The sequence below is a fragment of the Photobacterium frigidiphilum genome, assembly GCF_003025615.1.
Lineage (GTDB): Bacteria > Pseudomonadota > Gammaproteobacteria > Enterobacterales > Vibrionaceae > Photobacterium > Photobacterium frigidiphilum.
Window position 1 is genome coordinate 16,199 of sequence record NZ_PYMJ01000018.1, and the last position, 12,092, is coordinate 28,290.

Annotated in this window: 12 protein-coding genes and 2 pseudogenes; 11 read left to right on the top strand and 3 right to left on the bottom strand. The window is 39.5% G+C overall.

Features of this window, described 5'->3' with window-relative positions:
• Positions 1-186 precede the first annotated feature (186 nt).
• From C9J12_RS16795 to C9J12_RS16830, 8 genes and pseudogenes are all read left to right on the top strand, one after another.
• On the top strand, positions 187-1,491 hold the full coding sequence (locus C9J12_RS16795) for a diguanylate cyclase domain-containing protein (protein ID WP_107243762.1): 1,305 nt from the start codon (positions 187-189) through the stop codon (positions 1,489-1,491).
• Positions 1,492-2,092: 601 nt separating this feature from the next.
• A pseudogene (locus tag C9J12_RS31140) lies at positions 2,093-2,254 on the top strand (IS4 family transposase); the annotation flags it as partial.
• 156 nt (positions 2,255-2,410) lie between these two features.
• Positions 2,411-2,674: a hypothetical protein gene (locus C9J12_RS16805; RefSeq protein WP_107243764.1), complete on the top strand. Its 264-nt coding sequence runs from the start codon at positions 2,411-2,413 to the stop codon at positions 2,672-2,674.
• 507 nt (positions 2,675-3,181) lie between these two features.
• Positions 3,182-3,883 (top strand): class I SAM-dependent DNA methyltransferase, encoded by a 702-nt coding sequence (locus C9J12_RS16810; RefSeq protein WP_107243765.1) that lies wholly within the window; start codon positions 3,182-3,184, stop codon positions 3,881-3,883.
• A 44-nt stretch (positions 3,884-3,927) separates the two neighbouring features.
• Positions 3,928-4,376: pseudogene (locus C9J12_RS16815) on the top strand (GNAT family N-acetyltransferase).
• 357 nt (positions 4,377-4,733) lie between these two features.
• A complete protein-coding gene (locus C9J12_RS16820) occupies positions 4,734-5,048 on the top strand; it encodes a DUF3303 domain-containing protein (protein ID WP_107243766.1) in 315 nt (104 codons plus the stop codon).
• 533 nt (positions 5,049-5,581) lie between these two features.
• Complete coding sequence (locus tag C9J12_RS16825) at positions 5,582-6,142, top strand: HdeD family acid-resistance protein (protein ID WP_107243767.1); 561 nt, start codon at positions 5,582-5,584, stop codon at positions 6,140-6,142.
• Positions 6,143-6,319: 177 nt separating this feature from the next.
• Positions 6,320-6,664, top strand: coding sequence for an NUDIX hydrolase (locus C9J12_RS16830; RefSeq protein ID WP_407675688.1), 345 nt, complete (start codon positions 6,320-6,322; stop codon positions 6,662-6,664).
• 128 nt (positions 6,665-6,792) lie between these two features.
• On the opposite strand, the gene C9J12_RS16835 is transcribed toward C9J12_RS16830, so the two are convergent.
• From C9J12_RS16835 to msrP, 3 genes are all read right to left on the bottom strand, one after another.
• Entirely contained in the window at positions 6,793-7,422 is a 630-nt protein-coding gene (locus C9J12_RS16835; protein ID WP_107243768.1) for a hypothetical protein, read from the bottom strand.
• Between the two features lie 252 nt (positions 7,423-7,674).
• Positions 7,675-8,316: a protein-methionine-sulfoxide reductase heme-binding subunit MsrQ gene (gene msrQ, locus C9J12_RS16840; protein ID WP_107243769.1), complete on the bottom strand. Its 642-nt coding sequence runs from the start codon at positions 8,314-8,316 to the stop codon at positions 7,675-7,677.
• Entirely contained in the window at positions 8,316-9,332 is a 1,017-nt protein-coding gene (gene msrP, locus C9J12_RS16845; RefSeq protein ID WP_107243770.1) for a protein-methionine-sulfoxide reductase catalytic subunit MsrP, read from the bottom strand. Before msrP ends, msrQ begins: the two co-directional genes overlap by 1 nt.
• A 300-nt stretch (positions 9,333-9,632) precedes the next feature.
• Here msrP and C9J12_RS16850 point away from each other — a divergent pair, with 300 nt between their 5' ends.
• The 3 genes from C9J12_RS16850 to C9J12_RS16860 all read left to right on the top strand — a co-directional run bounded on the left by C9J12_RS16850 (position 9,633) and on the right by C9J12_RS16860 (position 11,990).
• Positions 9,633-10,043: a hypothetical protein gene (locus C9J12_RS16850; protein ID WP_107243771.1), complete on the top strand. Its 411-nt coding sequence runs from the start codon at positions 9,633-9,635 to the stop codon at positions 10,041-10,043.
• Positions 10,044-10,106: 63 nt separating this feature from the next.
• On the top strand, positions 10,107-10,577 hold the full coding sequence (locus C9J12_RS16855; protein ID WP_107243772.1) for a hypothetical protein: 471 nt from the start codon (positions 10,107-10,109) through the stop codon (positions 10,575-10,577).
• Positions 10,578-10,850: 273 nt separating this feature from the next.
• Positions 10,851-11,990 (top strand): acyl-CoA desaturase, encoded by a 1,140-nt coding sequence (locus tag C9J12_RS16860; protein WP_107243773.1) that lies wholly within the window; start codon positions 10,851-10,853, stop codon positions 11,988-11,990.
• Positions 11,991-12,092 lie beyond the last annotated feature (102 nt).

Consider the following 12,092-nt stretch of genomic DNA (forward strand, 5'->3'; position numbering starts at 1 on the left):
GGTGATAACATAATTCCCACCCATGCTGTGAAGTTGCGCTTTTCTATTCGAGTATTAAGACAAAAAAATTGAAGTGCTAGTTGTTCGATTTAGCTGCTTAAGAGGGCGATTAAACGTGGGCCGATTCAGGTAAGCTATTTTTTATCTTCTTCATTTTAACTCCTTTGGAAAGGAAGTTTACGAAAGATGAGTCTTAAAAAAAAATTATTACTTCTACTTACACTACTGTTCCTCTTATTTTTCGCGAACGTTGCCTTTGTTCATATCCTGGAATCAAAAAGCGAAGATAAATTGCTCTGGGTTAACCACACGCATCAGGTATTGTCCACCTCTGATAAATTACTGATTTCACTGGCTGATGCCGAGACAGGGCAGCGCGGTTATCTGTTGACCAATGATAGACATTATCTGGAGCCTTACCTCAGAGCTATAAAAGTCACCGAGGATTTGCTTTTTGAGCTTAAGCGTCTAACAGCTGATAACCCTAAGCAGCAAACGTTGTTGAAAGCACTAGAAATAGACATTGATAAAAAGTGTGCTGAACTGAAGCAATCTATTGATTTGTTTGAGACTGATAGCACTGCGGCACTGCAGCTCGTTAGTAGTGATGTGGGGAAACAGTATATGGATAATATACGCTGGTATCTGTTGTCCTTTAGTAGTGAGGAAAACCGCTTGCTCGAAAAGCGTAAAGGAGATTATCGAGAGGTCAGGGCTTATATCAGCACTATTATCATCATCGAAGTATTGGCAATGCTGTTTCTGGCAGTTTTCACTTTTACTATGATCAATAAAAATCTCTTTGAACCGCTGTTGAAATTGATAATGGCTACCAAGAAAATGGAGAAGGGAGAAAGGCAAAGTGTTACTGACTATCTGCCTAAAGACGAGATAGGTTACCTGATGGCGAGCTTCTATAAGATGAGTGAAGTGGTGTTTGACAAACATCAGCAACTCCAAGACAAAGCTCATACCGATGAACTAACAGGTGTAAAGAATCGGTTGGGACTGCATCAGGAAATTGACAACGCCATAGATAACGCCAAAAGAGAGGGGACTAACCTAGCTCTTTGTTTTTTAGATTTGGATGGATTTAAGCAGATCAACGATGAGATGGGTCACGACTGTGGAGATGAGCTGTTAAAAACGGTTGCCACAAGATTGAGGCATACCTTAAGAAGTAGCGATGTTATATACCGCTATGGGGGAGATGAATTCATTGTTCTACTAAAAGGTGTTAGAACCATTGGAAATGTACATAGGGTGGTAGAGAGCATTCTAAGTAATGTCGCTAATCCGTTTGTTTATAAGGGCAGAGAGTTGCCCGTTAAATTCAGCCTAGGTGTTGCGGTGGCTCCAGATGATGCGGCTGAGAGTGATCAGCTGATCGAATATGCCGATATTGCGATGTACGAATCCAAACGAGAGATGAAGCAACAAGCTAAATTTTTCTGCATCGATATGCTTAAGAAAGTTGGTGATAAGTGCTAGATCTTACTTATGTTATTGTATGTTGTGGTCAAGTAACGGCAGTTTCTGAGGAATAATTAAATTTAGGTGAAATATTAAAATGTTAGACGATAAGGCCAATGCAAGTTCGTGACCTTCGTTGCTTAAACGAAGATGTGAATTGGTGTAATCATATCCATGTCTAGAATATGAGATTCAAACTTGGTTCAAGCCAAGTGAAATTTTCCACATCAAGTTGTATGACCCGAAGCAGAATATTTATGGTTTACCTGACTACTTGTCGGGTATTCAGTCTGCTTTGTTATCGCAAGATGCGACCCAGTTCCGCCGTCGTTATTACAAGAACGGTATGCACATGGGGTTTATTCTTTATGCGACGGATCTGAACCTGTCGGCCACGTCTGAAGATGCCTTGAAGAGTGCGTTAAAAAACTTTCGTGGTGTCGGTAACTTCAGTTTTATGCTGATTAACATCCTGAACGTTCAAGAGAAAGGGGCGCAGCTTATTCCCGTAGAGAGTATCGGCTCAAAAGATGAATTTGAAGGCATCAAGAAAATCTCATCTCAAGAGACAATCGTTGTACATCATTTACTTGCAGGGATGTCATTAAGCCACAACACATCTGTGACACCAGGGAATATACCAAAACAAGTAATGGTACTAGAAGAGATCGCGGAACAGTTTGTTTTACCTGCGAGAAGGGAACGAAGTTACCCTAGAGTATTGAAGTGCTCAAAAAATCGATATCCTGTTAGAAAAAACAATGCCGCTCACGTTAAGTGAATGGCATTAGCCAATTGGCGGTCTTTTTTGCATTTGGACGTTACATGATCACGCACGTTCTGAACTGATTTAACGTAAATTGCATATACCGCCCCTTGAAACTATAGTTACTTGCCCAAATATACATATGTACTATATTTCATATTGGGTAATTCAATGTCGAAAGAAATTGTAAGCTTCCAAGAAATTTTAATGGTTAAAGGCGTCGCTGAATTTTCTAAAGCAAGTGATACGCTAAAACGTCAACGAGCCGTTGTTTCAGCCTTAGAGCTAATTAAAACTGATGTGAGTTCATCTTATTCTCATAATGGAACTGGATGTCAGAGCTCACATGCACTTGAACAACATATGAATAATTTATCGGAATATACAGAATGCATTTTAAATGCAATGAATTGTTCTGGTAAGAATTCAAGATAACATCCGTAAACTGAATCGTAGAAAGGTCGCATCTTCATGAAAAAGGCTGCCAACTGGCGGTCTTTAACTGCTTCCATTGGCAAAAAATACAGCTTTATTGTTGAATAAGAAGCGTGCTTTGTAGCCTGAATCTTCTAACACGGAGACCCGTATCGCTATGTCTATATCGCTCTTAACCAAATTGATGTGCCGATCATTTACCGAGACGTTAACTATAAGCTCTGAGTGAATAGACATAAATTCACTAATTGGTTTGCCAGTAACTTTGTCGTCATGGCACTGGGAACAGAGAGCTTAAGTTTACCTTTTACTGTGGTTAATTCCCCCTTTAAACGAGATTCGGTATAGGTCATTACATCAATTAATCTTTCGCTGTACCGCAGTATATAATGCTGATGGAAATGTATTGAAAACATCAAAATGATGCGTTTAAATCAATAGTATGCACTTGCTAAATGGGCTTAACGCCAATTAAAATACTCTTCTTATTTGATGATAGGTGTCACGATGAAAGGGTTAATGTATTCAAAGTTTGCTCATGACTATGATACTGCAATACAGCATAATATTTATAATGCGCATTTAGAGAGACCGTCATTGCAAGCCATGCTGCCGAACTTAACAAATAAGCATGTTTTAGATTTAGGTTGTGGTTCTGGTGTTTACGCAAAATACTTATTAGAAAATAGTGCCAAAGTTACAGCAATTGATGCTTCACCTGAAATGATTGATATAGTGAATGCGAAGTTTGGGCATAAACTAACAGCGTATACTCAAGACTTATCGTTAGGTTTACCTAATGAGACAAGCGATACCTATGATGTTGTTATTTGTCCTCTTACTATTCATTATATTGCAGATCTTTCTTTATTATTTAATGATATAAAGCGAGTGCTAAAAGCGGGTGGTTGCTTTGTATTTTCAACACACCATCCGCTTGTTGATATTGAGGCATCTCAGTCTGGTGATTATTTTGAGCGAGAGCTGGTAACGGAAGTTTGGGATACGATAGGTAAACCAGTAGAAGTTAAATTCTATCGTCGCTCTTTGACTGAGCTTTTCAACTTTATATCACAAGCTAACTTATGTGTGGTTGAACTTTCAGAAGGGAAGCCATCTGAGGCTATGAAAGATATCTCACCTGAAAGTTATAATCACCTAAGTAAAAATCCTAATTTCATCTTTATTAAATGCAGACCTATTGCTTAACTAGCAACCTGCTTTATACGGTAGTTCGAGTAAACGAGAACATTATGATTGTCGAAAATGTTTTTCCTGAACATTACGCAGAAATGCTGGTGGTTTGGGAAAATTCAGTCCGACAAGTAGTCTGACACAGGGGGCCCATGACTTCATCACAGATGAGGATATTGCGTTTTTTAAACCTATGATTATCGAGCATGCTTTTCCCGCGGTATATCTACACTGTGTTAAGGATAAGTTAGGTGCAATTGTCGGTTTTCTTGGTGTAAATGACAAAAAAATTGAAATGCTGTTCATTCTGAATGAAGCAAGAGGTCAAGGTGTCGGTAAGGTACTTTTGACTTATGCCTTAAATGAATATTCAGTAAATAGTGTTGATGTAAATGAACAAAACCCACAAGCCGTTGGTTTTTACCAACACATGGGTTTTAACGTTGTATCACGCTCACCTTTAGATGATATGGGAAATCCATTTCCTTTTTTACATATGAAGTTATAAAACTCGGTTTGTTGTAATCGCGTTTGGCAGAAGAAGCACTTAAGGCTAATAATCTTAGGTGCTTTCGTATATCTAGTGTAGCAATTGTCGCAACAGAACCACAGCTCGGGCAAAGTACTCGCATCGCAACCTTCAAATTGCTTTAACTTGTTGATTTACGCTGTAATGCTGTTTTTGAATAGTATTTTATTGCGAGTTAGTTAACCAGCAGTAGTGCTTTTTTTCGACTAAGCTTATGACGCTGTTCGGTACTTGAAGTGGATGGCTGTATAGGCATGGTCAACCTTGTAAGGTTACCTTGCTTGAACGGTCCAAACAGCAATCGTACCGGAAACCAACCTAGCTAGGAGAATGCCAATGAAATACGTGATCAGCTGGTTCGAACGCCCACAGGGTTCGCCCATGGAGTACGAGAATGCCCAGAAGCGAATCCTTGAGGTATTCGAACAATGGAAGGCGCCCGCTAATTTCAAGATCGAATTCTTCGTGATACGAGTCGGCGAGTGGGGTGGGCATATGCTGGTAGAGTGCGACGATCCGGTGACTGTTCACAAGCATTGTTCGATGTTTCCTGTTTTCGAATTCGAGGCGCGACCCGTCATTGAGGTCGAGGAAGCCGTCCGCGGCGAACTCGAGGTAATTGCTTGGCGAGATGGACTGAGCATCAAGTGATGGCAGCTATCACCTTCGGCTCTGGCTAGACCGCGAGCTAATAACGGCATACAGCGCCGAGTGCTGCCGCGCAGCGGCTTCGTTCAACTCATTTCTGTTCATCAATGGCTTAGAGTGATCGTTCTAAGCCGAATCTGCCCCATTTTGTATAGTGAAAATATTCATAACATTTATAGATGCCGCTATTTGCTTAAATAATTTTAATTATTATGGTGAAAAGAGGATTGCCGTAGGTTCAAATTATAAATATGGATTCGATTGTTCAGTTTCTCGATTTTATTGCTTGATGCTTCGCTCTATATCCTCGTTGAATGCATCAAGGTAACTATTAAACTCTCCAATCAGTTCATTTATAGTCATATCACTCAAGTTCTTCACCCAAAGAGATATGCTTGAAGTGGTCTAATCGACGAACAAACGGCTTAATCAAAACCTGACTTGATGATGATTTTCAGTTGCTTAATCCTGCATGAGTATATACTGAGTGCATAACATGTTAATGATTATAAAGAATTAATATTTAGAGGAATTCGATGAATAATCCAATCAGCAACATAATGGCGCGCGGCTGGAAATGGTTTGTAATTGTGGGGGCAATTATTGCACTTGTCGGCCTTGGTGCTATCAGTCTACCCGTAGCGGTTGGTGTTACTATCACCTCGATCATTGGGATCACTTTTCTGATGAGCGGACTCGTACAGGCATATCACACCTTCACTATTCCTGAATGGCGTATTAAACTATGGTACGTACTCAGTGCTGTGCTGTATATTGTTGGCGGGTTATTTATCTTGTTTAAGCCATTAGCGGGATTGGTGACAATTACCATGTTGATGGTGATTACCATGATTTTTAATGGTGTCACACGTATTATCTTCGGTATGAGTAATAAAAACCTTGGGGGCTGGACGTGGATTGTACTCAGTGGCGTAATTTCAACAGCGATTGGTTTGTACTTCTTTTCGATGCTGGATGACCCAACGTTCTCGATGTCATTATTGGGTATCTTTGTTGGTATCTCTCTGCTTTTTGAAGGTATAAGCTTTGTATTTTTAGGGCTACAAATGAAAAAAGTAGCCCAACAAGTTCAATAAAAGAATACATATATCCCAAGCCACCTCAAGATGCAGGATTCATCTTGAGGTAACTTGGGTATAAGGGAAGACGATTGTTAGGTCTCTTCCTACTCATTTTTATATTAAAGAGTATCGTACGTGTTAAAGGAAATTGATAAGTTAGCTTGGTTGTATGTAAAAGATAAACAAGTATTAATGGCTCGCTCTAAGGGTAATAATATTTATTATCTTCCTGGTGGAAAGAGAGAGGTTGGTGAAAGTGATAAAGAAGCTCTGGTAAGAGAAATACACGAGGAGCTTTCAGTCGAACTTACTCCGGACAGTATCGAGTACTTTAATACATTCAAAGCCCAAGCGGATGGAAAAGCGGAAGGTGTTATTGTAAAAATGACATGCTATCAAGCTGAATACAAAGGTAAGATTGTGGCGGCATCTGAAATAGAAGAGGTGAGTTGGGTTAATTATAAAGATAAGCATAAAGGATCTGCAGCAACGAAACTTATTCTTGAACATTTAAAGGAAAATGATTGGATTGATTAATCAGATGGATATTGATTACAAGGTATTGAAACCACAAGACAGTTAAGCTTACCGAGACATTCGGTTTATGAGTTTAAAGCAGTATCCTGCTATGCGGGCCAAGAAGATTGGTGGGGTTATCCAGAATGTTAGAGGTTAACAGTGTAAATGGCAGTTAAAAGAATGTATTTGTGAACTGTTTTGTTATTAGCATGGCGCTTTAATGGATGATGAATTTGCATTAGTCCATTAGTTAGTTCGACACATCCATTCATCGCGACAGGTAGCGTGTTTGACGTCTCTAATAATTTAATGCCATCGTGATAATAATCTTCAATATTTTCTGGTAGTTGACCTAGCCACCAAGACGGTATTTCTTTACTTGCTTTACTGCGATCAAACCAATGATCAGCAACAAGTAGAAGGTAGTTCTTAGTATTAGCATCAAAGTGTTCGGAAACACTCTTTATTGTGTGTACTAACGCGTCACGCCGAGCGATATTTGCACTTAATAAGTGGTGGGCGATAACCCAAACCGTAAATTCATTGTTTTTTATATTATATATTGGTTGAGGCAGTGCATTTTCATCATCTATTTGAGTGAATAGTGCCGTTATATCTGCTTGCTGAAAAGTTGACATCATTCTTCGGCATAGTGCTTTTCCTAAGTGATTCTCACGCATGCCACGATTGTGAACTGTCGGGTAATGCTGTTCACATAGTTGCAAGCAATCCTCTTGGAATTGTTGAATGCTGACAGTAATAAGATCACTAACCAAGAAATGCTCGCCTTAAAAAATAGTGAAGTGCAACAAGTAATCAAATCATCGAGTACGAGTGTAATCTTGATTTTTCATCTATAAAACATACAGAGATAATATGTCATCCTACCAAAAAGTACAGAGTTGATCGAAGTTCAACCCTATAAATTACATGTATTTGAAGGTGTAGAATAGACAAAGAAAGAAGTAAGCGGAAACTCGACTATTTTATAATCGAGTTTTGTATGTATAGAGGCTTTGGTGCTAGTACTATGCTTGTTGGTTTTTGTTACCAGATTGCAGTCGTCTAGATGAAGAAGGTAACCATTTTTTAAACGTTTTCCATCGAAAGCTAAGCAGTGTTATGGCCATTAGAATATAAAGACCTGGCTCAACAATGCCTGATTTTACTGACCAATAATAATGAATAGGCGCTAATAGCAATGCGAGGTATACCCAGTTATGCAGCTTCTGCCAGCGTCGACCTAACCGACGTTGCATACCTTGGGTGGAAGTGATGGCAAGGGATGCCAAAATGCTCCAGCTAATTGCACCAAGTGAGAGATAAGGACGAGAAATAATTTCACTGGCTAACAATTGCCAATCTAAACCAAGATCTAAAATTAGGTAGCCACTTAAATGCAGTGCCGCCCAAAAGAAACTATACATCCCGACTAAACGACGTACTCTGACTAATGCACCTTGCTTGAAATAACGCGCAAGCGGTGAAAGTAGTAGTGTTATCATTAACGTGTTCAAGGCTGCTTTACCTGTAAAGTGACTGATACCTTGAATAGGATCTGCACCTAAATTACCCGTTAGCGTTTGACCAACAAGTAGAAGCAAAAAACCAAGTGATACGCTATGAATAACGACTTTTAGCCAAAAGATGTGGCGTGGGGATAGTTTCATTAATATTGTTTCCTTAAGTCCATGCCTTTGTATAAATGCCCGACTTCTTTTTCATAACCATTAAACATTAATGTTGGCTGTCGACGGCTACTAAATAGGTTTCCTTCACCAATGAATCGTTCACTAGCTTGACTCCAGCGAGGGTGGTCAACTTGTGGATTCACATTGGCATAGAAGCCATACTCACTCGCAGCTAAACGGTTCCACGTTGTTGGTGGCTCTTTGTCGGTTAATGTAATTCGTACAATTGATTTAATACTTTTAAAACCGTACTTCCACGGCACTACTAAGCGAAGTGGTGCGCCATTCTGTGGTGCCAATGTTTTACCGTACAAACCAACTGAAATCAGCGCTAATGGGTTCATCGCTTCATCTAAACGTAACCCTTCAACATATGGGTAGTCAATGCCACCACCAATACGACGAGAGGCTTGCCCTGGCATTTGCTCTGGGTCAAACAAGGTTTCGAAGGCGACATATTTAGCACTGCTTTTAGGATCGGCCATCTTGATTAAATCAGCGAGTGAAAAACCAATCCAAGGCACATTCATTGACCACGCTTCCACACAGCGTAAACGGTAGATACGTTCTTCCAGTGTGAATTTTTTTAAAATATCGTCGTAGCCTAACGTAATATTTTTGTTAACGAGTCCATCAATTTTTACTGTCCATGGGTCTGTTTTGAAGTTAGCCGCTAAACGAGCAGGGTCAGACTTCTCGGTACCAAATTCGTAAAAGTTGTTGTATTGCAATATCTTATCTTCGGGTGTTAATGATAAATCAGGATGATATTTTGCCGACGGTGTCGCGGTTAATGATTGACGTAAATCAACCGAAGGTTCTGATTTATCACCGGAAAACAAATCAAAAATACCGGCTTGTGCATTAGAGGCCAGCGGCATACCGACAACAGCTATCCCAAGCTTCTTTAAGATATCGCGACGCTGCTTATAGATTGATTCAGGCGTCGCTTCGTTTTCATTTAGTGTCCAGCGATTCGTTTTTTTGATTAGCATACCCATCCTTAATATGTCGTCGTCATGCTTTTAAACATAGTTTTATGTTTTTAAACATAGTTGTTTGTGCAATTGAAAGTATATGAGCTGTTGTATAAGACCTGAGGCGTAGCTTATAAATTTCAATTTTTTTGATTTTTTTCTATGAATTCAAAAATAAAGTAGGTATTTTGCTTCTCGCACAGGCAGTGCTTTACATTAAAAATATAGATAAGCACTTATTGTTCAAACCGATGTCATGAATTTTAAAGGATTGAAATGGCGATAATGGTACGAATAAAAACAGTGTAAGGATCAGGAATGATTAAAAAAGTAGTATTGGTGTCTTCGTTGTTGTTTACGACATTTCATGTATCAGCAACTGCGCCATTGAGTGCCGGAATTTTTCTAGGTAGTCCAACATCAGGCATTACAGCAAAATACCAAGACGATTATAAATTTGCTGTCGGCTTAGATACTTTTAGCGTTTCGGCAGACGCTATGTGGAATTTAGGCGAGATTACAGCGCGAACACAGTATTCACCTTTGTATACGTTTGTAGGGTTACAATGGGTAGATGATAGTGAGAAGAAATGGGGCCCAAGAGCGGGACTTGGGTTGGAAGTACCTTTCCTTTATTTCCATCTTTACGCTGAAGCGGGTACAACGTGGTATGTAGATGATTCGAGTATGGAGCTTGAAGGTGCTGCTGGCGTTCGTTTTAACCTGTAGGTTTAGTAGTAAATCGCGACCATTAGCTTGGTCGCGTATTTTTAGAACAATAATAAGTTAGCGATGATTAATCAGTACCATATCAATTTAGAGCTTCAGCATATCTACTTAGAGGTGTATGCAGAGCGCTTTCATTATTTGCGCCGCTTTTTAGAGTCCTATTATTGCTACCAACATAACCTTGTTACTAAGCAAGGAAAAATGGATTGGGAAGGTATTTTTCGACACGCACAGCGATCGAAAGCGGCGAGTCACATTTCCAATAGAAAACTACTTGTTCGCGAAATGACGTTACCTTTACCTGTTTTAATCGGAATGCTGAAAGTGTTAGTGAGGGATGATGAAGCGTCAATTGAAAATATTCAGCAATTACTTGATGCGTATTTAAGCTACGTGGTTATCACCCGAGAAGAGCATCAAGCACTTAAAAACGCGGGTTTACTTGAACGTATGCCATCCACGTATTATCAAGAAAGCAGTACTGACTTTCATTTAGCGGCAACGCGTTTTTCTGCTGTCGATATTACCTTTTAAATTAGCGACTCCTTTCATGTAGTAACTTCCTCTCGCTTATAAACCTCATTATGTTATAGCAAGTTAGCTATACTTTTAGACAACAGTCAAAGGTTTTGGCATCTACATTGCTTACTTTATATGGTGAGCTACATCGCATAATTAATTATTATGAGCGACTTTTGCTCTGTCTGTTTACATCTATTAACAAAACGGCAATTTATTGATTGACCTAATTAACCGGACTTACTATTCTAGCGCACACATGTACGCTCAATTAAAAAGGCTAAAAGGATGTCGACCACTAAACCACCACTACTTTGGCTGAATGTCTTTATTTTCTCATTCTCACTGGCTGTAGCTGCCATCGGTACGCCACTTTACGCATATTTTATCGGCTTCGATTGGACGCAAGTTGCAATGCTTGCTGTAGCATTTAGCTATTGTGGTTTGTCAATCACTGCGGGCTACCATCGTTTATGGTCGCATAAAGCGTATGAAGCAAATGCTGTAATGCGTTTTATCTTTGCAATTGGTGGTGCCTTTGCGCTGCAAAATAGCATCTTGCATTGGTCGTCTGATCACCGGGTTCATCACCGCCACGTTGATAATAATGATAAAGATCCGTATTCAGCGAAAATGGGCTTTTTCTATAGCCACATTGGTTGGATGTTACGTGAGTATCAAGCTAGTCGTTATACTGATTATTCAAACTGCCGTGACTTACAAAAAGATAAAATTGTAATGTGGCAAGATAAGTATTACGGCATATTAGCTATCGTGACGAATTTCGGTTTCCCATTAATTTTTGGTGTTGTGCATGGCGATATATGGGGGGCATTATTGCTCGTCGGCGTCGTTCGTTTAGTTCTGAGTCATCATACAACGTTCTTTATTAACTCACTGGCTCATGTATGGGGCTCTCAGCCGTATACTGATAAGAACACAGCACGTGATAACGGTATTCTAGCGTTTCTAACATTTGGTGAGGGTTACCATAATTACCATCACATATTTGAAAATGATTATCGTAACGGTATTCGCTGGTGGCAGTTTGATCCGACTAAGTGGTTGATTAAGTCGTGCTCTTATTTTGGTTTCACTCGCAAGTTACGTGTTTCTCCTGAAGATCGTATAGAGAAAGCACGAGCGAAAATGCAACTTGTTCGTTTACAGGCTAAGTTAACAGCGACGTCTAATGCCAATAATTGTGATGTTCAAGCCCGTATTCGATTACTGGAAGAAGAATACGAATTGTTGATGAGCAAAATTTCAGATTACTATGCAGCTAAAAAACGTATGGTTGAATTAAAGAAGAAGCATTTAACCAAGCATTATGAAAATTTTGAATTTATGCAGCAATACAACGATATGAAACTACATTTACAAGAGCAACGAAAATCTTGGAAAATGTTAACAGCACAATATGCATAACTAAATTGTTTTAGTATTGTTAAACGAGTAAGGCGGAGCTGTGATGCTCCGCTTTTTTGATCGCCATACGGGGGCATTTAACTCGTATGTTGAATAGATTGT

Excerpts from the sequence above, each read along its gene's own strand:
- C9J12_RS16795 (WP_107243762.1), top strand. The coding sequence starts at position 187 with ATGAGTCTTAAAAAAAAATTATTACTTCTACTTACACTACTGTTCCTC.
- C9J12_RS16850 (WP_107243771.1), top strand. The coding sequence starts at position 9,633 with ATGATTAAAAAAGTAGTATTGGTGTCTTCGTTGTTGTTTACGACATTT.
- C9J12_RS16830 (WP_407675688.1), top strand. The coding sequence starts at position 6,320 with ATGGCTCGCTCTAAGGGTAATAATATTTATTATCTTCCTGGTGGAAAG.
- C9J12_RS16825 (WP_107243767.1), top strand. The coding sequence starts at position 5,582 with ATGAATAATCCAATCAGCAACATAATGGCGCGCGGCTGGAAATGGTTT.
- C9J12_RS16855 (WP_107243772.1), top strand. The coding sequence starts at position 10,107 with ATGATTAATCAGTACCATATCAATTTAGAGCTTCAGCATATCTACTTA.
- msrQ (WP_107243769.1), bottom strand. The coding sequence starts at position 8,316 with ATGAAACTATCCCCACGCCACATCTTTTGGCTAAAAGTCGTTATTCAT.
- C9J12_RS16810 (WP_107243765.1), top strand. The coding sequence starts at position 3,182 with ATGAAAGGGTTAATGTATTCAAAGTTTGCTCATGACTATGATACTGCA.
- C9J12_RS16805 (WP_107243764.1), top strand. The coding sequence starts at position 2,411 with ATGTCGAAAGAAATTGTAAGCTTCCAAGAAATTTTAATGGTTAAAGGC.
- C9J12_RS16820 (WP_107243766.1), top strand. The coding sequence starts at position 4,734 with ATGAAATACGTGATCAGCTGGTTCGAACGCCCACAGGGTTCGCCCATG.
- C9J12_RS16860 (WP_107243773.1), top strand. The coding sequence starts at position 10,851 with ATGTCGACCACTAAACCACCACTACTTTGGCTGAATGTCTTTATTTTC.
- msrP (WP_107243770.1), bottom strand. The coding sequence starts at position 9,332 with ATGCTAATCAAAAAAACGAATCGCTGGACACTAAATGAAAACGAAGCG.